This window comes from Amycolatopsis sp. NPDC023774, assembly GCF_040639695.1.
Classification (GTDB): Bacteria; Actinomycetota; Actinomycetes; order Mycobacteriales; family Pseudonocardiaceae; genus Amycolatopsis.
This window is the reverse complement of record NZ_JBFAAJ010000002.1, coordinates 215472-236377: the sequence shown is the minus strand read 5'-3', so window position 1 is coordinate 236377 and position 20906 is coordinate 215472. Positions and strand designations below refer to the sequence as shown.

The 20906-nt window shown below is 71.5% G+C and carries 17 protein-coding genes and 2 pseudogenes; 11 read left to right on the top strand and 8 right to left on the bottom strand.

Annotation, left to right across the window (positions count from 1 at the left end):
* Both AB0F91_RS07110 and AB0F91_RS07105 read right to left on the bottom strand, forming a co-directional pair.
* Positions 1–606 (bottom strand): TetR/AcrR family transcriptional regulator, encoded by a 606-nt coding sequence (locus AB0F91_RS07110; RefSeq protein WP_360595544.1) that lies wholly within the window; start codon positions 604–606, stop codon positions 1–3.
* A gap of 14 nt (positions 607–620) precedes the next feature.
* A complete protein-coding gene (locus AB0F91_RS07105; protein ID WP_360595542.1) occupies positions 621–1403 on the bottom strand; it encodes a methyltransferase domain-containing protein in 783 nt (260 codons plus the stop codon).
* Positions 1404–1594: 191 nt separating this feature from the next.
* Between AB0F91_RS07105 and AB0F91_RS07100 the strand changes: the two genes are divergently transcribed.
* On the top strand, positions 1595–2062 hold the full coding sequence (locus AB0F91_RS07100; RefSeq protein ID WP_360595540.1) for a DUF417 family protein: 468 nt from the start codon (positions 1595–1597) through the stop codon (positions 2060–2062).
* Here the strand turns inward: AB0F91_RS07100 and AB0F91_RS07095 are convergent.
* Positions 2059–3174 (bottom strand): glycosyltransferase, encoded by a 1116-nt coding sequence (locus AB0F91_RS07095; protein WP_360595539.1) that lies wholly within the window; start codon positions 3172–3174, stop codon positions 2059–2061. The two genes, AB0F91_RS07100 and AB0F91_RS07095, sit on opposite strands and share 4 nt — an antisense overlap.
* A 290-nt stretch (positions 3175–3464) precedes the next feature.
* Here AB0F91_RS07095 and AB0F91_RS07090 point away from each other — a divergent pair, with 290 nt between their 5' ends.
* From AB0F91_RS07090 to AB0F91_RS07065, 6 genes and pseudogenes are all read left to right on the top strand, one after another.
* Positions 3465–5342, top strand: a complete 1878-nt coding sequence (locus tag AB0F91_RS07090; protein WP_360595537.1) for an alpha-L-fucosidase — start codon at positions 3465–3467, stop codon at positions 5340–5342.
* A gap of 15 nt (positions 5343–5357) precedes the next feature.
* A complete protein-coding gene (locus tag AB0F91_RS07085; RefSeq protein WP_360595535.1) occupies positions 5358–7256 on the top strand; it encodes a beta-N-acetylglucosaminidase domain-containing protein in 1899 nt (632 codons plus the stop codon).
* 21 nt (positions 7257–7277) lie between these two features.
* Positions 7278–9113: a beta-galactosidase family protein gene (locus tag AB0F91_RS07080; RefSeq protein WP_360595534.1), complete on the top strand. Its 1836-nt coding sequence runs from the start codon at positions 7278–7280 to the stop codon at positions 9111–9113.
* Positions 9114–9201: 88 nt separating this feature from the next.
* Entirely contained in the window at positions 9202–9675 is a 474-nt protein-coding gene (locus AB0F91_RS07075) for a carboxymuconolactone decarboxylase family protein (protein ID WP_360595533.1), read from the top strand.
* A gap of 676 nt (positions 9676–10351) precedes the next feature.
* Positions 10352–11211 (top strand): annotated as a pseudogene (locus AB0F91_RS07070) (amidohydrolase family protein).
* Between the two features lie 130 nt (positions 11212–11341).
* Positions 11342–13392, top strand: a pseudogene (locus AB0F91_RS07065) (cation:dicarboxylase symporter family transporter).
* A 338-nt stretch (positions 13393–13730) separates the two neighbouring features.
* Here the strand turns inward: AB0F91_RS07065 and AB0F91_RS07060 are convergent.
* The 3 genes from AB0F91_RS07060 to AB0F91_RS07050 are packed head-to-tail and all read right to left on the bottom strand — an operon-like array spanning position 13731 to position 16007.
* Entirely contained in the window at positions 13731–14495 is a 765-nt protein-coding gene (locus AB0F91_RS07060) for a crotonase/enoyl-CoA hydratase family protein (protein ID WP_360595532.1), read from the bottom strand.
* Entirely contained in the window at positions 14492–14944 is a 453-nt protein-coding gene (locus tag AB0F91_RS07055) for a hypothetical protein (protein WP_360595530.1), read from the bottom strand. The genes AB0F91_RS07060 and AB0F91_RS07055 overlap by 4 nt, the downstream gene beginning before the upstream one ends.
* Positions 14945–14951: 7 nt before the next feature.
* The gene (locus AB0F91_RS07050) at positions 14952–16007 is read right to left on the bottom strand and encodes an AMP-binding protein (protein ID WP_360595528.1); all 1056 of its coding nucleotides are present in this window, start codon (positions 16005–16007) and stop codon (positions 14952–14954) included.
* Between the two features lie 56 nt (positions 16008–16063).
* Here AB0F91_RS07050 and AB0F91_RS07045 point away from each other — a divergent pair, with 56 nt between their 5' ends.
* On the top strand, positions 16064–16594 hold the full coding sequence (locus AB0F91_RS07045) for a helix-turn-helix domain-containing protein (RefSeq protein ID WP_360595527.1): 531 nt from the start codon (positions 16064–16066) through the stop codon (positions 16592–16594).
* Positions 16595–16597: 3 nt separating this feature from the next.
* Here the strand turns inward: AB0F91_RS07045 and AB0F91_RS07040 are convergent, their stop codons facing one another.
* Together AB0F91_RS07040 and AB0F91_RS07035 are read right to left on the bottom strand one after the other, a co-directional pair.
* Positions 16598–17500, bottom strand: a complete 903-nt coding sequence (locus AB0F91_RS07040) for a serine hydrolase (RefSeq protein WP_360595526.1) — start codon at positions 17498–17500, stop codon at positions 16598–16600.
* Positions 17497–18390, bottom strand: a complete 894-nt coding sequence (locus AB0F91_RS07035; RefSeq protein ID WP_360595524.1) for a LysR family transcriptional regulator — start codon at positions 18388–18390, stop codon at positions 17497–17499. The genes AB0F91_RS07040 and AB0F91_RS07035 overlap by 4 nt, the downstream gene beginning before the upstream one ends.
* Positions 18391–18492: 102 nt before the next feature.
* Between AB0F91_RS07035 and bla (AB0F91_RS07030) the strand changes: the two genes are divergently transcribed.
* The 3 genes from bla (AB0F91_RS07030) to bla (AB0F91_RS07020) are packed head-to-tail and all read left to right on the top strand — an operon-like array spanning position 18493 to position 20905.
* Positions 18493–19401, top strand: a complete 909-nt coding sequence (gene bla, locus AB0F91_RS07030; RefSeq protein ID WP_360595523.1) for a class A beta-lactamase — start codon at positions 18493–18495, stop codon at positions 19399–19401.
* A 20-nt stretch (positions 19402–19421) separates the two neighbouring features.
* Positions 19422–19985 carry a D-alanyl-D-alanine carboxypeptidase gene (locus AB0F91_RS07025; RefSeq protein ID WP_360595521.1) on the top strand — a complete coding sequence of 188 codons (564 nt, stop codon included), beginning with the start codon at positions 19422–19424 and terminating at the stop codon, positions 19983–19985.
* Positions 19982–20905 (top strand): class A beta-lactamase, encoded by a 924-nt coding sequence (gene bla / locus AB0F91_RS07020; RefSeq protein ID WP_360595519.1) that lies wholly within the window; start codon positions 19982–19984, stop codon positions 20903–20905. The genes AB0F91_RS07025 and bla (AB0F91_RS07020) overlap by 4 nt, the downstream gene beginning before the upstream one ends.
* Position 20906 lies beyond the last annotated feature (1 nt).

The following is a 20906-nucleotide window of genomic DNA, read 5'->3' as shown; positions in this document are numbered from 1 at the left end:
TCAGGCGGCGATGCCTTCGAGCACCGTCGCCACCACGTCGTCGACCGGCGGTGCCGGGAGCGGGCCCGAGTGGGGGACCAGGGCGGAGAACACCGTTTCGTGACACGCGCCGACGAGCAGGGCCGCGGCGGCGTCGAGGTGGGCGGCGGGGGAGAGCCGGCCGAGGTCGCGTTCCGCGTGGAGGTAGGCCAGCAGGTGGTCGCGCCATTCGGTGCCCGTGGGGGTGAGGGACGCGAAGCGCCTGAGCACCGCCGGGTGGGCGAGCAGGCCCGCGAATGTGGGCAGGATGGCGCGATGCAGGGCGAGCCCGTAGGCGAGGTGTGCGCGCAGGTTGGCCTCGACCGTGGCGGAGCCGGGCACGGGCAGGTCGCCCAGCTCGCGTTCGGCGGCGCGGACGTGGGCGCGCAGCGCGTGCGCGAGGAGCTCTTCCTTGTCGGCGAAGTGGTTGTACAGCACGCCGTCCGCAACGCCGGCGCGGCGGGCGATCGCGCGGACCGTCAGCTTCGCCGCGCCTTCTTCGGCCATGAGCGCGCCGGCTGTCGCGATGAGGTGCTCGCGCAGGCTGCGGTCCCCCTCGCGCAGGGCGGCTGCTGTTCTCGGTGACATCACCGCGCTCGTATTCACCGGGTGGCGGTGACGAGCCACGCCGCGCCCCGCAGCCGCACGGCGCCGGGTTCGGCGAACGGGCGTAAAGCCTCCACCAGGGCAGCTTCGGCGCCGGGCGCGTGATGTCGGACCGGACCCCAGCCGGCGATGAACTCCGCCGCGTCCGCCACGTCGCGGCCCCAGACCTGGTCGGCCTCGACCCGCGTGCACGTGACGTCGCGGAACCCGGCGTCCGTCAGCGCCGAACGCGTGTGCGCGGGATCGGCCAGCGACGTCGGCCCGCTGCCCGTAGGCAAGGGCGCCAGCGCGCTGAACACGGTCCCGACGTCGGTCCCCGCCAGCTCGGTCAGGCACACGAACGCGAGCCGCCCACCCGGCCGCAGCGCCTGGCGCACCCGGGCGAACGCCGCCACCGGATCCGCGTAGAACATCACCCCGAACCGGCTCACCGCGACGTCGAACGAGCCCTCGGCGAACGGGAAAACCTGCACGTCACCCTGCTCGAACACCACGTTCCCCGCGCCGACCCCGCTCCGGGCCCGCGCCGCCGCCAGCATCGGCCCGGACAGGTCGACGCCCAGCACCCGGCCGGACCCGGACCGCGCCGCCGCGAGCCGGGTCAGCTGCCCCGTGCCGCACCCGAGGTCGACCACGTCGTCGCCCGGACCCACCGCGGCCAGCAGAAACGGGTTGAACCCGCTGTTCACCGCGTCGTAGCGATCGGCGTGCTCCGCCCAGTGCCCACCCTCGTAGCCGTTCCACGCCTGCGCCTGCGCCGTGTTGACGATCCCGGTCATCAGCTCCTCCTCGCGGTTATGAACAGGCGTTCATGAACGCTTGTTCATCATGACTGCGGGCCGGGGAAACTGTCAACCATTCCTCCCCGTCGCCGGTCACGTCAGCGATCCGTAAGGCTCCGCCACCTCGGCCTCCGAGCTGCTCTTGGTTACCGTCGGCCGGACATCCGATCACGGCGAAAGGGGGGCCCGTGGTTTCTCGGGTCACGCTGGGGCGACGCACCGAAGCCGTGGGCGGGCTCGTCGTGCGCTACGGGCTGGTGCTGGTCGTCGTGTGGATCGCGGTCCTCAAGCTCACCGCGTCGGAAGCCATGCGCATCCAGCAGTACGTCTCGCACAGTCCCTTCATGAGCTGGTTGAACGGCGTCCTGGACCCGCGACCCCTCGCGATCGTCCTCGGCGCGGTCGAGTTCGCCGCCGCCGTCCTCATCGCCGCCGGCCCGTGGGCGCCCCGGCTCTCCGCTGTGGGCAGCGCGCTCGGCGTCCTGATTTTCCTGACCACGCTGAGCTTTTTCCTCACCACGCCGGGGGTCGGCGACGCGGCCGCAGGCGGTTTTCCCGCGCTGTCGCCGGTCGGCCAGTTCTTGCTCAAGGACGTCGTCCTGCTCGGCGCGTCGATCTGGACCCTGGGCCGGTCGCTCGGTCGCACCACGTCCTAAGTGGACGAGTAGGTGCGCCCCTTCCACCCGGCACCACGGCCGAGCAAGTGCCGGCGCGCCGAGTCGAGCGTCATCAAGGTGTACAGCAGCGCGGTCACCGGCAGCAGCACACCCAGCACCGGCCACTGCCGGTAATAGCGCGCGATCGGCACGAACGTCACCGCCATCAGCGCCCACGCCGCCAGCGCGGGCAACGACGGGCCGGCGAACGTCAGCACCGGGGGAGCGAGGAACACCAGTGCCAGGCCGACGACGGTACCCGCCAGCACGAGCGGTGAGTGGCGCAACTGCGTGTACGCGGTGCGTGCCACCATCTGCCACAGCTCGGAAAGCCGCGGGTACGGCCGGACACTGCGGACGTTCGCCGCGAACCCCAGCCACGTCCGCCCACCCGCCGCGGACACCGCGCGGGCCAGGGCGACGTCGTCGATCACGGCGCCGCGGACGGCCGCGAGACCACCCGCGCGTTCGAGGGCGGCGCGGCGCACGAGCACGCACCCGCCCGCGGCCGCGGCCACCCGCGAGCGTGGGTTGTTCACGCGCCGGAACGGGTAGAGCATCGCGAAGAAGTAGACGAACGCCGGTACGATCAGCCGTTCCCACGGCGTTTCGGTGCGCAGCACGGCCATCTGCGAGACGAGGTCGTGCTCACCGCACGCCGCCACGAGGGTTTCGAGCGAGCCCGGTCCGTGCGCGATGTCCGCGTCGGTCAGCAGCACGAAGTCCACCGCGCCCGCCTCGGCGACGCCGCGCGAGGCCGCCCACAGCTTGCCCGTCCAGCCCGCCGGCAACGGGTCGGGCGTGATCACGGTCAGCGGCAACGAGTCGGGTGCGGCGCCGAGCCGCCGGGCGAGTTCGCCGGTGCCGTCGCCGCTGTCGTCGTCGTCGAGGATCACGCGCGCCTCGCCGGGATACCGTTGCGCGAGCAGGGCGGGCAACGTCGTCGGGAGCACGGCCGCCTCGTCGCGCGCCGGCACCACGACCGCCACCGACGGCCACTGGGCCGAGCGCGCCGGCGGCGGCAACCGCTGGTCCGTTCGCCAGAACCAGCCGTGGCCGAAAGAGAGTCCCAGCCACACCACGAGCGTGAGCCACCCGAGCACCGTCAGCACTTCGCGGATCCTAGCGCTGCGATCACGTCTCGGCGCGACGACAGCATCGGTCAAGAAGCATCGGACGACTGACCTTTGCCTCGCCGGGAAACCTAGCCGCGGGTGAACGGCGTCAACCAGGCACGCACGCAGATTCCGGGCGGAAGACAGGGAATGGACAGCCGCGGGCACCTCCCCCAAGTAGGTCTAGACATCCGATGGATCACGCCCTTAGTGTGCTGGACGATCCGCCAGCTCGTCGCCGACCGCCACCGGGGCACGCGGCCGCGCGGACTCGTCAGGAGGAGCACGTGCCGATCTCGACGCGCCGGAACGCCGTTCTGGCCGCACTGTTTTCCCTCGCCGTGGCCGGATCCACGGCCACGCCCGGTGCCGCCGCACAGCCGGAGGGCGGGTGCACCGGACCGATCAAGACGGCGGCGATCATGACCGTCCAGCCGTGCGACGGCATGGACCGGGTTCTGGCCAAGGCCGCCGCCGTCGTGCCGCGGCCCGGCCAGCTCGCCTGGCAGCAGCGGCCCGTCACCGCGTTCACGCACTTCGGCATGAACACCTTCACCGACCGAGAATGGGGCTCGGGCGCCGAGAAGGAGTCGACGTTCGCGCCGCCGGCCGTGGACACCGACCAGTGGATGCGCTCGCTCAAAGCCGCCGGTGTCACGCAGGTGATGCTCACCGCCAAGCACCACGACGGTTTCGTGCTCTACCCGACCCGCTACACCGACCACTCCGTCGTGGCGAGCCCGTGGTGGCTCAGCGCCGGCTGCACCGACCCGAAGGCCGACGCCGCCCGCCAGGCCGCGCAGGCCACGCGCTCGCAGGACCCGTCCGCCTTCTGGCAGGCGCGCGACGCCGGCTGCACCAACCCGCGCGGCGACATCCTGCGCGACTACGTGGATTCCGCCCGCAAGGCCGGCCTCAAGGTCGGCGTGTACCTCTCGCCTGCCGACGGCGCCGAGCTGCCCGCGACCTTCTTCGCCGACGAGGTGAAGCGGATCGAAGCGAAGGTCGCCGCCGGGCAGTCGCTGTCCATCGAGGAGCAGGCCACCTACGACGACCGCGCGAGCGCCCCGCAGGGCCAGGGCCGCTACGGCACCGGCAGCGCCGTGGCCGAACGGACGATCCCCACGCTGGTGGCGCACGACGACCGCACCGCCGCGCTGGCCGCCGGGAAGCTGCCGCGCTTCACCGTGAACGAGGACGACTACAACACCTACTACCTGAATCAGCTCTACGAACTGTTCACCCAGTACGGCCCGATCGACGAGCTGTGGCTCGACGGCGCCAACCCGTGGCGCGACCGCGGCATCAGCGAGAACTACGACTTCACCACCTGGTTCTCGATGATCCACGCGCTCTCGCCGAACACCGTCACGTTCGCCGGCCCGGCCGGCGTGCGCTGGGTCGGCAACGAGGCCGGCCAGGCGCGGACCACGGAGTGGAGCCCGCTGCCGACGACCGGCGACCCGAACACCGCGCACAACGAAGAACTGTTCCTCGGCGGCGCGACCGCCACGGACCTCGGCTCGCGTCAGGTGCTCGCAGACCCGTCCGTGCGGTTCCTGCAGTGGGCGCCCGCCGAATCCGACGTCTCGATCCGCCCCGGCTGGTTCTTCCACCCCGGCGAACAGCCGAAAACCGCCGCGCAGCTCGTCGACATCTACCGGCGCACGGTGGGCCGCAACTCCTCGCTGCTGCTGAACGTGCCACCCGGCCCGGACGGCGAGTTCGCCCCTGCCGACGTCGCTTCCCTGGCCGCCTTCGGCCGGTCCGTCGCGGCCACACAGCTGAACCAGGCCCACGCGCGGCCCGGCGACAAGGCCGTCGCCGCCGTCACCGACGGTTCGCTGACCACGTCGTGGACCCCACCGCACGGCGCGCCGGCGGGCACCCTCGACGTGCCGCTCGCCCGGCCCGCGACGTTCGACCAGATCCGCCTGGGCGAGGACATCAGCCACGGCCAGCACGTCGAGGGTGCGACCGTGCAGGCCGAGGTCGACGGCGCGTGGCAGACGCTCGGCACCGTCACCACCATCGGCTACACCCGCCTGGTCACGCTCTCCGCACCCGTGACGACCAGCCACCTGCGCGTGGTGATCACCCAGGCGCGCGCCACGCCGTACCTCTCGACCGTTGCCCTGTACCGCACCGTGCCGCCGGCCGCCTGACCCGAGGGACCCTTCATGACTTCACGAAAGCGCCACCTGGCCGCCGTGCTCGCGGCCGGGGTTTCGCTCGCAGCACTCGTCACGCAGCCTGCCGCGGCCGTACCCGACCACCACCAGCCGCTGCCCGTCGTCACGCCCACGCCGCAGTCGCTCGCCCGCGACTCGGCCGACGTCGCCGTGCCCGACGAGGTCGTGCTTGTCACCGACACCACCACCGATGCCGCCGCGAAAGACCTCGTCACCTCGCTGCTGCGGCAGCACGGCGCGCGCAAGGTCACCACGGTGACCCGAGAACCCCGTCACGGCCACGCGCTGGTCGTCCGTCTCGGCGCCGGCACCGCTGCCCCGACGCAGGCCGAGGGCTACTCGCTGACCACGGCGCGCGGCGAGATCGCGATCTCCGGGCGCGACGGCTCCGGCCAGTACTACGGCGCACAGACGTTGCGGCAGCTGTTCGTCCGCTCCGGCCACGGCTGGGCGATCAGCGGCGTGGCCGTGCACGACTGGCCGAACATGGCGTTGCGCGGCTCGATCGAAGGGTTCTACGGCCCGCCGTGGAGCACCGCCGACCGGCTGCGGCAGATCGCGTTCCTCGGCGAGGTCAAGGCCAACACCTACGTCTACAGCGCCAAGGACGACGCCTACCTGCGCGCGCAGTGGCGCGATCCGTACCCCGCCGACGAGCTGGCCACGCTCGGGCAGTTGGTGCGATCGGCGACCGCGCACCACGTCGACTTCACCTACGCGCTCTCGCCCGGCGTGTCGATCTGCTTCTCCTCGCCGGACGATCTCGCCGCGGTGAAGGCGAAGCTGCAGTCGGTGTACGACCTCGGCGTGCGGTCGTTCTCAATCCCGTTCGACGACATCTCCTACACCAAGTGGAACTGCGCCGCCGACCAGGCGGCGTTCGGTGCGCCCGGCCAGGCCGCGGCGGGCAAGGCCCAGGTGTCGCTGCTCAACGCGATCACGAGCGGCTTCGTCAAGACCCACGACGGAGCCCGTGCACTGCAGACGGTGCCCACGGAGTACAGCGACCTCAAGGACTCGCCGTACAAGACCGAGCTGCGCCAGAACCTCGACCCGTCGGTGGTCGTGCAGTGGACCGGCACGGACGTGGTGCCGCCGAGCGTGACGACCGACGAGGCGAAGCAGGTGTCCACTGTGTACGGCCGCAAGGTGTTCCTCTGGGACAACTACCCCGTGAACGACTACGAGCAGTCCGCCGGCCGGCTGCTGCTCGCGCCCTACGCCCAGCGGGAGGCCGGGCTTTCCCAGTACCTCAACGGGATCGTCGCCAACCCGATGAACCAGGAGGCGGCCAGCGAGGTCGCCGAGTTCGGCGCGACCGACTTCGCGTGGAACGACGCGGGGTACTCGCCGGAGCGCTCGTGGCCGCAAGCTCTTGCGCGGCTCGCGGGCGGCGACGCCCGGGCCACGGCCGCGTTGCGGGTGTTCGCCGATCTCGAGCACCTGGCCCCGACGTTCGGCCCGACGCCGTGGCAGCCGCAGGCCCCGGTGCTCGCGGCGCAGACGAAGGCGTTCTGGCAGCGGTGGAACGCGGGTGACCACCGGGTGGCCGACCTGCGCGGGTACGCCGTGCAGATCCGCGATGCCGCGAAGGTGATCCGCGGTGGCCGGGTGGAGAGCGCGTTCGTCGACGAGGCTTCGCCGTGGCTCGACGCCGCCACGTTCTGGGGTGGGGCGATGGTCGACCAGCTGGACGCCCTCGCGGCCGCCGGACGAGGTGACACCAAAACGGCGCAGCGGCTCACCGCGTCCGCCGATGGTCTCGTCGCCCGGGCCCAGGCCGTGAAGACCGGCGACACCAACCGGTGGGGGGTGCGGCAGGCGCTCGTCGGAGACGGGGTCCTCGACGCGTTCATCACCCAGGCCCGGGCCGCGACGCTCGGCTGACCCCGAAGGACGGAGAGCTTCGTGAGTGCAGTGAGCAGGAGGAGCTTCCTCGGCGGCGTCGCCGGGCTGGCCGCGGCGAGCACGGTGTTCGCCGGGCCGGCCGACGCGGCGGGCCGCGGCGGACTGACCGTGTCCGGCGAGCGGTTCCTGTTGGACGGCAAGCCGTTCCAGATCATCTCGGGCGCCGTGCACTACTTCCGCATCCATCCCGACCAGTGGCGCGACCGGCTGGAGCGGCTGCGGGCGCTCGGCCTGAACACGGTCGAGACGTACGTGGCGTGGAACTTCCACCAGCCTAAGCCGGGCCCGCCGGACTTCAGCGGGTGGCGCGACCTGCCGAAGTTCATCCGCACCGCCGGCGAGGTGGGGCTGCGGGTGATCGTGCGGCCGAGCCCGTACATCTGCGCGGAGTGGGAGTTCGGCGGCCTGCCCGCGTGGCTGCTCGCCGACCGCGACCTCGAACTGCGGTGCGCGGATCCGAAGTACCTCAAAGCCGTGGACGCCTGGTACGACCACCTCGTGCCGCGCCTGGCCGCCCTGGAGGCGCACCGCGGCGGGCCGGTGATCGCCGTGCAGATCGAGAACGAGTACGGCAGCTACGGCAACGACACCTCGTACCTGGCGCACCTGCGCGACAGCCTGCGTTCGCGCGGGTGCGCGAGCCTCCTGTTCGCGGCCGACGGCGCGTCGGACTTCTTCATGCGCTTCGGCTCGCTGCCGGGCACGCTCGAAGTCGGCACGGGCGACGGAAATCCGGTGCCGAGTCTCGAAGCACTGAAGAAGTTCCAGCCCGGCAAGCCGGTGATGATGGCGGAGTTCTGGGACGGCTGGTTCGACCACTGGGGCGAGCAGCACAACACCCGTGACCCCCAGCAGATGGCGGGCTACATCGACACGGTGCTCGCTTCCGGCGCGTCGGTGAATCTGTACATGGCGTGCGGTGGCACGAACTTCGGCTTCACGAGCGGGGCCAACACCTCCGGCACGACCTACCAGCCCACCGTCACGAGTTACGACTACGACTCGCCGGTGGGGGAGGCCGGTGACCTCGGCGCCAAGTTCACCGCGCTGCGGGGCGTGATCGGCAAGTACACGAAGCTGCCCGACGGGCCGCTCCCCGGCCGTTCACCGCGGCTGGCGCCGCGGACGGTGAAGCCGGACGCGTCGGCTTCGCTGCTGGAGTCGCTGCCCGCGTTGTCGAAGGTGGTGCGCTCGCCGCAGCCGTTGCCGATGGAGAAGCTCGGCCAAGCCACGGGACTCATCCACTACCGGACGAAGGTGCAGGGCCCGCACAGCGGCACCCTGAGCATCCACGGCCTCGCCGACCGCGCGCTGATCTTCGCCGGCGGCAAGGAGGCCGGCGTCCTGGACCGCAACACCCCCGACGGCACAGTGGACCTGGTGTTCGAGGAGGCGGAGAACCAGCTCGACATCCTCGTGGACACGATGGGCCGGATCAACTACGGCCCGTACCTCGCCGACCGCAAAGGCATCGACGGCTGGGTCGCGATGAACACCCAGCAGAAGCTGTTCGGCTGGGAGATCCGGCCGCTGCCGCTCGACGATTTGTCGACAGTTCAGTTCACCCCGGGTGCTCCGGGCGCCGGCCCGGCCTTCCACCGGGCCGCGGTGACGATCGAGGCACCCGCCGACGGGTTCGTCGCCCTACCGGGCTGGGAGAAGGGCATCGTCTGGCTGAACGGCTTCAACCTGGGCCGCTACTGGAATCGGGGTCCACAACGGACGCTCTACGCCCCGGCGCCACTGTGGCGGAGGGGGCGCAACGAGCTCGTGGTGCTGGAGCTGCACCAGCCGGGGGAGACGCTCGAGATCCGCGCGGAGGCCGACCTGGGGTGAGACGCAGGTCACTTTCACTGGTGTCACAACTTCGCGAGCCCACCCGTCAAGAGTGCGTAACCAGTGGAAAGGGCGAAGGAGCAGACCAGTGGAAGCACGACTCAACCTCTTCGAGAACGCGGTCGCCGGCAAGTTCATCAAGTTCCTGAACGCGGCGAACAAGCCGATCGCGGACTCGGGTCTTCCGGCCGCGACGCAGGAGCTCGTGAAGCTGCGTGCCAGCCAGATCAACGGCTGCGGCTTCTGCACCGACATGCACTACAAGGAAGCCGTGGCCGCGGGCGAAGAGCCCACGCGCCTCAACCTCGTCGCGGCCTGGCGCGAAGCCACCGTCTTCACCGACGCCGAGCGCGCGGCCCTCGAGCTGACCGAACAGGGCACCCGGATCGCCGACGCCGCGGGCGGCGTGAGCGACGAGGTCTGGCAGCAGGCCGCGAAGCACTACGACGAGGACCAGCTCACCGGCCTCACCATGCTCATCGCGCTCATCAACACCTACAACCGCATGAACGTCATCACCCAGCAGCCGGCGGGCCACTACGAGGTGGGCATGTTCGGCTGACCCCCGCCCCGCCGCCGCTCCCACCGCTACGACGCCCCAGTCTCCGGACTCCGGAGACTGGGGCGTCGTGCTGTCCGCACCCGGATGGCTCCACGAGCCGGCCGCCGCCCCGCCGGTACAGGCGCCTCGGGCGCTCGGTTCGGTGCGCTCTTCGAACAGCAGTCCGTTCGCGTCCCGGCCGCGGATCTCGGCTGTGCGCGGTGATCGGCCGCTGACCGGCCACCAGCCCTGCGCCTCGCGCCGGTATGTCGCCGCCGTGCCGGGAAGCCGGAACTCGGCCCGGCCGTGCTCCGAGTTCGGGCGGCGGGTCGGGCGGGCGAGCGCAGATCCGTGCCCGGCCTCGGCCTTGCCGCCCCGCCGTCTCCCGATTGCCCGGTTCAGGCGTACCTCCCGCCGTCTCCGGTTCCGTCGCGTGGAGCCCTGAGTCTCCAGCCACCTTCACTTGTCAGGACGGCCTCCGTCCCGCACCCTCCCACCTGCACGGATTCCGCGGGAAACGGCTCGCGCTGTGCTCATGAAGTATTGCGCACCGTGATCCCCAACGAAATCGTCCCAACAATCTTGTACGAGATTGTTAACAATCGTGTATGGTCCCCGTCTGCCGGAGCGCGCGGGCTCCGAGCCGGGTCGCCGAGGATCCGGTGCTGCGCCGAACCCCCGGTTCACAGGAGGTCCCATGGACATCATCGACTCGCACACCCACGTCATCTCCCCGGATGCGGGTCAGTACCCGGTCGACCCCATCGGCGGCAAGCAGAGCGAGTGGTCGAAGGCGCACCCGGTGGACATCGACGGCCTCGTGCGGGCCCTCGACACGGCGGGCATCGCGCAGGCCGTGGTGGTGCAGGCGTCCACGGTGTACGGCCACGACAACCGCTACGTCGCCGAAGCGCTGCGCCGTCACCCCGACCGCTTCGCCGGCGTCTACTCGATCGACGCGATGGCCCCCGACGCCGTCGAGAAGATCGACCACTGGCAGGGCCTCGGCTTCTCGGGCTTCCGCTTGTTCACCACCGGCACGACCATGCCCGGCCAGGCCGGCTGGCTCGGCCACGAGGACTCGTTCCCCGCCTGGGCCCACGCCGAGAAGCACGACATCCCCGTGTGCCTGCAGATGACGATCCAGGGTCTGCCGAAGCTGCGGGAGATCCTCGACCGCTTCCTGCGCGTGCCGTGCTGCTCGACCACTGCGCCCGCCCGGACCTGTCCGACGGGCGCCCGTACCGCCTGGCCAAGGACCTGTTCGACCTCGCCGCCTACCCCGGCGTGCACCTCAAGCTCACCCACCGCGCGCTCGCCGCTTCGGCGAAGGGCGCGTCCACGACCGAGGACTTCCTCACCGAGTTGGTCGCGGCCTACGGCGCCGCCCGCATCGCGTGGGGCTCCAACTTCCCGGCCGCCGACGGCGTGCTGCCCGACCTGCTGGCCGAGGCCCGCGAGACGGTCTCCGTGCTGCCGGAAGCCGACCTCGACCAGATCTTCGGCGGGACCGCCGCCGCCTTCTACCCGTCGCTGAAGGGTGCGAGCCGTGCCTGAACCCACGACCTTGCGGACCGTTCTCGCCGACTACCCGCACACGAAGCCGCTCAAGAACGGCGAGGTCACCAGCCCGTCGGTCGAGCTCGACTTCACCGCCGTGTCCCCGGTGCACAAGGCGTTCGCGCCGATGGTGCGCGATGAGGCCTACGACCTGAGCGAGCTGGCCGTCGTCACGGCCCTGCAGGCGATCGCCTACGGCCGGCCCGTGGTGCTGCTGCCGGCAGTGGTCGCTTCGCGGTTCCAGCGCGGCTGCCTCATCGCCCACGCGTCGCGCCCGGTGGACCCGGGCGAGCTCAAGGGCAAGCGCATCGGCGTGCGCGCGTTCACCCAGACCACCGGCATGTGGGTCCGCGCGCACCTCACCGAGGACTTCGGCCTCGCCTCGCGTGACATCCGCTGGCTCACCCGCGACGGCGCCCACGTCGCCGAGTACGAGGACCCGGACTTCGTCGAGCACGGCGTCGGCGCCGCGAGCCTGCCCGACCTGCTGCGCGAAGGCCGCATCGACGCCACCATCCTCGGCAACGACCTGCCCGAAGGCGACGAGTTCGTGCGGGTGATCCCCGACGCCGCCGCGCGCGACGAGCAGTGGTGGCGCGAACACGGCTTCATGCCGGTCAACCACATGGTCGTCGCTGGGGAGTCCGTGAGCCGCCGCGACCCCGACGCGGTCCGCGAGGCGTACGACCTGCTGCGCCGCGCCGACGCGACCGTCGAGCGCCCCGACGGCGCGCCGAGCCCCACGATGTTCGGCTTCGAGAGCCTGAGCGGGCCGATCGAGCTGATCGTCGACGCGTGCCTCGAACAGGGCCTGCTCCCGCGCCGCCTCGACGCCGACGAGGTGTTCGCCCCGGCGCGCCAACGGAGAAACCGGAAGACGATGAGCGAAACCACGTCCGCGGGCGCCCCCGGGCAGACCCGTAAGCGCAAGCCGTTCTACCAGGACCTGACCTTCCAGGTCCTCGCCGGCGTTGTCGTCGGTGTGCTCGTGGGCGCGCTCGCGCCCTCGGTCGGGCACCACGTCGACTTCCTCGGCGACATCTTCATCCACCTCATCCAGATGGTCGTCGGCCTGATCATCTTCTGCACGGTGACCACGGCATCGCCAGCGTGCGCGACCTCGGCAAGGTCGGCCGCATCGCGGTGAAGTCCATCGTGTACTTCGAGGTGATCACCACGATCGCGCTGGTGATCGGCCTCGTGGTGGTCAACGTGCTCAAGCCCGGCATCGGCATGAACATCGACCCGTCGTCGCTGCACGCACCGGCTTCGGCGGCGCCGGCCAAGTCGGAGGGCTTCGACGATTTCCTCGTGAGCCTCGTACCCACGTCGGCCGTCGACGCGTTCGCCAAGGGTGAGATCCTGCAGGTCCTGGTGTTCTCGGTCCTGTTCGCCTGCGGCCTCGCCGCGCTGGGCGAGAAGGCGCAGCCGGTGCTGAACATCGTCGGTACCGTGCAGCAGTCGCTGTTCTGGATCATCAAGAAGGTCATGCGGCTCGCGCCGTTCGCCGCGTTCGGGGCCATCGCGTTCACGGTGTCGAAATACGGGCTGAGCACGCTGCTGCCGTTGGGCAAGCTGGTCGGGGTGTTCTACCTGATCGTGGTGTTGTTCTTCGTCCTCGTGCTCTGGCCGGTCTCGCACTACGCCGGCGTCAGCCTGTGGAAGGTGCTGCGCTACTTCCGCGCGGAGCTGGTTCTGGTACTCGGCACGAGCTCGTCCGAAAGCGTGTTCCCGCAGCTCACGGCGAAGCTCGAAAAGCTGGGCGTGGACGAGCCGGTGGTGGGGCTCGTGCTGCCCACCGCGTACAGCTTCAACCACGACGGCACGTGCCTGTACTTCGCCGCGGTGAGCGTGTTCCTGGCGCAGGCCACCGGCACGGACCTGAGCTGGCAGGCGCAGCTGGGCCTGCTGTTCGTGCTGCTGCTGACGTCCAAGGGGGGCGCGGGCGTGTCGGGCTCGGCGATCGCGGTGCTGGCGCTGACCCTGGCGGCCACGCACACGATCCCGGTCAGCAGCATCGCCCTGGTGCTGGGTGTCCACAGTGTCCTGTCGGCCGCGTTCGTGTTCACCAACATCGCGGGCAACTGCGTGGCCACGCTGGTCGTGGGCAAATGGGAGAAGGCGATCGACCGCGTGACCCTGCATCGGGAGCTCGACGCGGGTTACGTCGCGGCGTGACGAATCGGGGGCGGGGTTTGCGTACCCCGCCCCGGATTCAGCCGGTCACCGCGCAGTGGTGCCCGCGATTTCGTTGCGAACACCGGACGCCGATCGCGAGAGCACTTCGCCGGCGTCGATGGTGAGCTCGACCTCGCGGCCTAGCCCGCGCTCTCGCCGGACAAGTGGTGCGCAAGCTCGACGAGCTACCGGACGTGGCTGCAGCTGTGCACCGCGGCCAAGGAGCGATCGTCAAGTCGAGGTGCTCGCGGTCCGAACCGATGCGCGCCACGGCGAGCACTGTCCGAAGTCCCGCGGTGTCCACCGAAAACTTCTGGGTGCCGTGGCCCGCCCCGGATTCAGGCGTCGAACGAACCGTGGCGGCCGGCGCCGCGGGCGAAACGGGTGGCGCCGGCGACGGTGCCGCTCGACAAGGACACCAAGCCGTGGCCGAACTCGTTGGCCATGGCGGACTCTTCGGTGGCGCCGTGTTGTTCGAGCACCGACGCGCGGTCCTGGCGCAGGCAGGTCTGCGGGAAAGCCGCCAGGCTCCGAGCGAGCTCGACCGCCGTGTCGAGTGCCTGCCCGGCGGGGACGACGCGGTTGGCCAGGCCGATCCGCAGCGCTTCTTCGGCCGCGACCGGGCGCCCGGTGAGGATGAGGTCCAGCGCGTGACTCTGGCCGATCAGGCGAGGCAGCCGCACGGTGCCACCGTCGATGAGCGGCACGCCCCAGCGCCGGCAGAACACCCCGAACACAGCGGTTTCGTCGGCCACGCGCAGGTCGCACCAGATCGCCAGCTCCAGGCCGCCCGCCACGGCGTGGCCGCTCACCGCGGCGATGACCGGTTTGGTCAGGCGCAGCCGCGTCGGTCCCATCGGCCCGTCGCCCGAGGGTTCGGTGCGGTTGCCCCGGCCTTCACTCACGGCTTTCAGATCGGCGCCCGCGCAGAACGTGCCGCCGGAGCCCTGCAACACGGCGACGGACGCGTCCTCGTCGGCATCGAACGCACGGAACGCGTCGGCGAGGGCTTCGGCCGTGGCGCGATCGACGGCGTTGCGCCGTTCGGGCCGGTCGATCGTGACGATCGTGACGGGGCCGCGCTTCTCGACCAGGACGTTCATCGGTCCTCCCACAGGGGATCACGCAGGGCGCGGCGCAGGATCTTGCCCACCGCCGACTTCGGGATCGCATCGACCACGTGCACGCTCTTGGGCACCTTGTACCCGGCCAGCAGGCCGCGCACGTGCGTGCGCAAGTCCTCCTCGGTCACCGTCGCGCCAGGGCGCAGGGCGACGAACGCCGTCACGGCCTCGACCCACGTCGGGTCGGGCGCGCCGACCACGGCGGACTCGGCCACGGCCGGGTGCGCCGCCAGCGCGTCCTCGACCTCGCGCGGGTAGACGTTGCAGCCGCCGGTCACGATCATGTCGCTCGCGCGGTCGACCAGGTAGAGGTACCCGCGCTCGTCGGCGCGGGCCAGGTCGCGGGTGCGGATCCAGCCGTCCACGAGGGTCTCGGCGGTGAGCTCGGGCGCGTCGAGGTACCCGCTCATCGTGAACGGCGCGCGCACGCGGAGCTCACCGATCTCCCCTCGTGGGACCGGATTCGGCCGGGTCGGTGAGCAAGAGCTCCGCGTCGACGGCCGGGTGGCCGCACGAGCCGAGCAGGTCGGTCTGCAGGTGGTCGGCCTTGCCGAGCACCGTCTGGCACAGCGGAGCCTCGGTTTGACCGTAGTACTGCACGAACTTCGGCCCGAAGCGGTCCAGCGCTTCCAGGATCAGCGGCTTCGGCATGGGGCTGGCGCCGTAGACGATGGTGTCGAGCGTGGCCGCCGCGTCCACAGTGGATCCGGCGAGTAGCAGGCCGAGCATCGTCGGCACGAGGTTGACGTCGGTGACGCGGTGCCGGGTGATCGAGTCCAGATAGGACCCGGGATCGAAGCCGGGCAGCACGACCGCGCGGCCGCCGCGGATCCAGTACGGCAGCACGAAAGTTCCGCTGGCGTGGATGAGCGAGGCGGCGTGCAGCATCGCCGAGCCGCGGCCGGGGGAGAGGAGGTTGGCGAGGATGTTGGTGGTGATAGCCGCGTAGCTCGCCTGCGTGTGCTGCGCGGCCTTGAGGGTGCCGGTGGTGCCGGAGGTGTAGAGGGCGAGCACGACGTCGTCCGGGGCGACGGCGACGCGCGGGTCGGCCGCCGGTACGCGGTCCAGTTCGGCGACGAGGTCGAGGTCCTGGGCGCGTTGGCGGTCGCCGAGCCCGGCGAGCCGAAGGCCGTCGAGGGCTTCGGCGAGTGTCACGGCCCGTTGCGCCAGGGGCTTGCTGTACACGAGCAGGGTCACGCCGGTTTCGGCGAGCATCCGGGTCTGCTCGGCGACGGCGAGGCGGGCGTTGAGCGGCACCCTGGTCACGCCGGCTTTCAGGCAGGCGAAGTCGAGCGGGATGGACCACTCGCCGTTGTCGACCAGCAGTCCCACCCTGGTGCCGCGGCCGGCGCCCGCGGCGAGCAGGGCGTTCGCGAGGCGGCCGGCGCGCTCGTCGATCTCGGCGAAGGAGAACTCCCGGTCGCCGACGACCACGGCCGTGCGATCCGCGAAGCGCTGGGCACCCCGGCGCACCAACTCCACAGCGAGCATGCCCGGAGGTTTTCACAGTCCGTCTGGACTGTCAACGAGGGCGGTAGGCTGCTCGGGTGATCCGCAGCGAACAACGAGCGCGCACGCACCAGACCCTGCTGGACGCGACCGTCGGGTGCCTGGTGGAGTTCGGCTACGCCGGCACGACGACGCAGCGCGTGCAGGAGCGGGCGGGGGTCTCTCGGGGAGCGCTGCTGCACCACTTCGGCTCGAAGGCGGACCTGTTCGTCGCGGCGATCCACTACATCGCCGAGCAGCAGCTGGCGCGGGTGCGGCTCGCCGGCGCGGATTCGCGGCGGCAGCTGGTGACGGCGCTGCGCGAGGCGATGTCGGGGCCGTTGTTCCTGGCGGGACTGGAACTCTGGCTCGGCGCGCGGACCGACCCGGTGTTGCGGGCGGCGTTGCTGCCCGCGGAACGTGAGCTGGGACGGGAGCTGCGGAAGGCGTTCGAGTCCACAGGAGACGATCGCGTCGGCTACGAGTCGCTGCTGATGATGTTGCGGGGCCTGGCCCTCACCAGCATCCTGCGCGACGACCCCACGATCGCCGACGCGGTCGTGGACCGGTGGTACGACCGCCTGGGCTGAGTTTCACCGCGAACGCAGGTGGTCTCGCATCGTGCGGGCCACCCGGGCCATCAGGATCTCCGCCTCGGGCTGGATCGCCGCGGGTACCCGCGACTCGGTGAGCGCGCCCACCGCGAACACCTGTCCGTCGGCGTGCTCGGCGACCCCGATCTCGTGCCGCAGGTTCAGCAGCGTGCCGGTCTTGGACGACCACTTCGTCGCGTCGGACCCGAAATCCGGCGTGAGCCGCTGGCGCAGCAGGTTGTGGGCCATGAGATCCCGAGTGCGCGCCGCCACCCCGGGGTCTATTTCGGACGGCCGCCACAGCGCCTCCAGCAACGCGACGTACGCCCGCGCCGACCCGGCACTGGCCCGGCTGACGTCCAGCTGCGACACCGGGTGCCCCCGCCCGGCCGTGCCCGCGCGAATCGCGAGCGCGTGCGCGAGGTGCACCTCGCCCGGCTCGAACCGTTCCGCGGGGGTGTCGGCCAGCTCCGCCGTGTCGTGCCGGACGGAGACGCCGTCGATGCCCCACTCGCGCAGCATCCGCGTGACCTCGGCCGGGGGCGTGAGCGCGAACAGCGCGTCGGCCGCGGTGCCGTCGCTCACCGCGACGCTCAGGTAGAGCAGATCGTCGATCGCCACGCGCGCCGGGTGGCGGAACCGCGCCAGCCCGGCGGGCCCGGGGGTGGTGACCCGCCCGGGCTCGACGTCCAGCCGCGTCGCGCCGTCGAGTTCACCCCGCCGGATGCGCTCGAACGTCGCCGCGGCGAGCGGCACCTTGACCAGAGACGCGCTGGGGAACTCCAGGTCCGCGTCGAGCCCGATCTCCTGGCCGGTGTGGAGGTCGCGGACGAGGAACGATCCGCGCAGGCCGCCGTCGTCGAGTTCCTCGCGGAGGTCGCGGAGCAGGGATTCGGTGTTCACGTGGCCTCCTCGTCGGGGGCGCCGAGGCAGCGGGCGATGCCGGGACGCAGGCGGGTGCGCAGGTGGTGGGCGTCTTCGCCGAGGGCGGCGGCGAGGTCGAAGCCGCGGGCGAGGGCGACGTCGCCGAGGGGGCGCCAGCCCAGACCGAGCTCGGTGGCCTGCGCGGGGGAGCACAGGAGCAGGTCGGCGGAACCGTAGACGGCGGCCGCGGCGGCCGTCAGGGAATCGGCGACGGAGACCTGTGCGGGTTGCAGACCCACGGCATCGCGGACCCGGAACACGCGGTCTCGGATGTGGGGCACGTCGTCTTCGGGCTGGATCCACACGCGGCGGCGCTCGGCGTTCGTGGCGCGTCCGGCGCGCAGCGTCTCGAGGTGGACCACGGGTGGGAGCTGCTGGCGTTCCGTGGCGGCGACGCCGAGGGGCACCGTCCACACGGCATCGGTCTCGGGCATGGCGACTAGGGCGGCGCGCACCTCCTGCGTGCGCACGAGCTCGGCGCGTTCGCCGGGCGGCGCGGGGCGGAATTCGAGGAAGATGCCGAGCGCGCGGGCTTCGGCGTCGAGTTCGGCGAGATCGCGGGTCGGACACGTGCCGGGCACGGCGAGGCGCAGTGGGCGCAGCTTCGCGCGCTTGGCGTCGTGCTCCATAGCGTCGGCCAGGTGGACGAGGCGCCGCGCGGACGGCAGCATGTCGCGGCCGAAGGGCGTGAGCTGGGCGCGCCGCGTGGCGCGGTCGAAGAGGCGCTCGCCGAGGTGGCGTTCGAGCGCGGCGATCCGGCGGCTCGCCACGGGCTGGGGGATGCCGGCCACCGCCGCCCCCGCCGTGAAGCTCCCGGTCTCGCTCACGCCGACGAACGCGCGGCAGCTTCCGATCAGGTCCACGACCACACTGTATGCCCGTTCCGCATGGAAGTGGCCACTTCTGTCTTGGACAGCATGAGCGGCCTTGGTGAGACTGCGGATGTCGATCACGTCCGAAGGGGGAACACAGTGCTCAGCAAGTCTGTGGTGACAGCGGTGGCAGCGGTGGCCGTGGTTGCGCTGGCGGGATGCGGCGCGCCGCCGGCTCCGCAAGCGCTCGCGCCCGCCGCACCGCCTGCCACCTCCGCTTCGCCGACGGGCGCGAACCACGATTTCGAAGACCTCGAGCGGTCTTTCGGCGCCCGGCTCGGCGTGTACGTCCTGGACACCGGCTCGGGCCGCGAAGTCGCCTACCGCGCCGACGAGCGCTTCGCCTACGCGTCGACGCACAAGGTGTTCAGCGCCGCGGCCGTGCTGCAGAAGGTGGGGACGGCCGGGCTCGACCGCGTGATCAAGTACGGCCCTGGCGACGTCGTCGCGGATTCGCCGATCACCCGGAAACACGCGGGCGCCGGTATGACACTGAGCGCGATCATGGACGCCGCCCTGCGCTACAGCGACAACACCGGCGGGAACATGCTGTTCCGCGAGCTCGGTGGGCCGGCCGCGTTGAGCACGTGGCTGCGCTCGATCGGCGACACCACCACCCACGTCGACCGCATCGAACCCACCCTCAACGAAACCGCCCCCGGCGACCTTCGCGACACGACGACGCCGCGCGCCTGGGCCCGGTCGCTGCGCACGGTGACTCTCGGCGACACCGTGCCCGCGCCCGTGCGCACCGTCCTGACGAACACCATGCGCGCCAGCACCACCGGTACCCACCTCGTCCGCGCGGGCGTCCCCGCGGACTGGCAGGTCGCCGACAAGTCCGGCACCGCCGACCACGGGACCCGCAACGACATCGCCGTCGCCTGGCCTCCGGGCCGCGCGCCAATCGTGTTCGTGGTGTTCTCCGACCGCCCCGCCGCCGACGCTCCCACAACCGACGCTCTCGTCGCCCGCGCCACGGCGGCCGCGGTGAAGGCGCTGGGATGAGACGTTCGCCTGGGGGAATCATGAGGCTTTGCCCGTCCACTTCGGACCCCGCGGGCCGGCGGCGCGACGTCGGCTACCGCGTGGTCACCCGTCTGCTCGCCTTCGTGTTGTGGCCCTTGGCCTCCGTGATCGCTCCGGGCCGAGCGCGATCCGTCGCTTGCTCCTGGGCGCTCGGAATCCGTTTCCCGGCAGAGGACCTCACCGGCCTGTCAGCCGGGACTCACGCGGCTTTCGTCGCGGCGCGCACCACTGCCCTGTGGCACCACGGCACCCTTCTCGGCCTCACCTCAGGCCACCGCGACGCCGGCGCCCAGGGCCGCCTCTTCACCGCCGAGGTCCGCCGCACCGGCTCGGTGGCCCTGGCCCGCCACCACACCCTGCCGCCCACGGAGTCCCGCCACGTCACCGGTACCGCCCTCGACCTCCGCCCCCGCGACGGCGCCCGCTGGCTCGAACTCCACGGCGCGGCCCACCACCTGTACCGCGTCTACGACAACGAATGGTGGCACTTCGAATACCATCCCGAAGGCCGCCCACGACGAGTTCCGCACCCCGGCTTCTCGTTGGCGGACGCGGAAACATGAAAGGAACCCTCTTGGTCGGCCGCCGCTTCGCCCGCCGCACGCTGCTAACCGCGGCCTTGACCGCCCCGCTCGGCGGGTGCGCGGCACCGGCCGTGAACCCCGCCCCGGCGCGGCCGGCGGCCAAACCCGCACCGGAGCCGCCGTCGACCGCGCCGCTGGCAGCACTGGAGCGCAAATACAGCGCCCGTCTCGGCGTCCACGCGTTCGCGACCGGTAGCGGCGCCACCCTCGAGCACCGGGCGGACGAACGCTTCGCCTTCTGCTCGACCTTCAAGACGTTCGCGGTCGCGGCCGTGCTCCAGCGGCATCCCCTGTCCTATCTGGACACCACCGTGCGCTACACCCGGGCCGAGGTGAACTCCTTCTCACCCATCACCGAGCGCCACGCCGGCGCCGGGATGACCGTGCGGCAGTTGTGCGACGCCGCCATCCGCTACAGCGACGGGACGGCCGGCAACCTGCTCATGCGCGACGTCGGCGGTCCGGCCGGGCTGACCGCGTACCTGCGCGGCCTGGGCGACGCCACCAGCCGCATGGACCAGTACGAGCCGGAGCTCAACCGCGATTCCCCCGAGGATCCGCGCGACACCACCACGCCACGGGCTCTCGCCGCCGGCCACCAGGCAGTGGTGCTCGGCAACGCGCTGCCCGCCGACAAGCGCGCGCTCGTCGAAGACTGGCTCGGCCGCAGCACCACGGGCGCGCAGACCATCCGCGCGGGCGTGCCCGCTGAGTGGCTCGTGATCGGCAAAACCGGCCACGGCGACTATGGCCGGGTCAACGACGTCGCCGTCCTCAGGCCACCGGGCACACCCCCGCTGGTCTTCGCGATCATGTCCGACCGCGCGGCCTACGACGACGAACCCCGGTACGCCCTGATCGCCGAAGCCGCGAAGTACGTCGCCCGAGTTCTGCGCTGAC

Excerpts from the sequence above, each read along its gene's own strand:
- AB0F91_RS07110 (WP_360595544.1), bottom strand. The coding sequence starts at position 606 with ATGTCACCGAGAACAGCAGCCGCCCTGCGCGAGGGGGACCGCAGCCTG.
- AB0F91_RS07105 (WP_360595542.1), bottom strand. The coding sequence starts at position 1,403 with ATGACCGGGATCGTCAACACGGCGCAGGCGCAGGCGTGGAACGGCTAC.
- AB0F91_RS07085 (WP_360595535.1), top strand. The coding sequence starts at position 5,358 with ATGACTTCACGAAAGCGCCACCTGGCCGCCGTGCTCGCGGCCGGGGTT.
- AB0F91_RS07060 (WP_360595532.1), bottom strand. The coding sequence starts at position 14,495 with ATGAACGTCCTGGTCGAGAAGCGCGGCCCCGTCACGATCGTCACGATC.
- AB0F91_RS07050 (WP_360595528.1), bottom strand. The coding sequence starts at position 16,007 with ATGCTCGCTGTGGAGTTGGTGCGCCGGGGTGCCCAGCGCTTCGCGGAT.
- AB0F91_RS07025 (WP_360595521.1), top strand. The coding sequence starts at position 19,422 with ATGAGGCTTTGCCCGTCCACTTCGGACCCCGCGGGCCGGCGGCGCGAC.
- bla (WP_360595519.1), top strand. The coding sequence starts at position 19,982 with ATGAAAGGAACCCTCTTGGTCGGCCGCCGCTTCGCCCGCCGCACGCTG.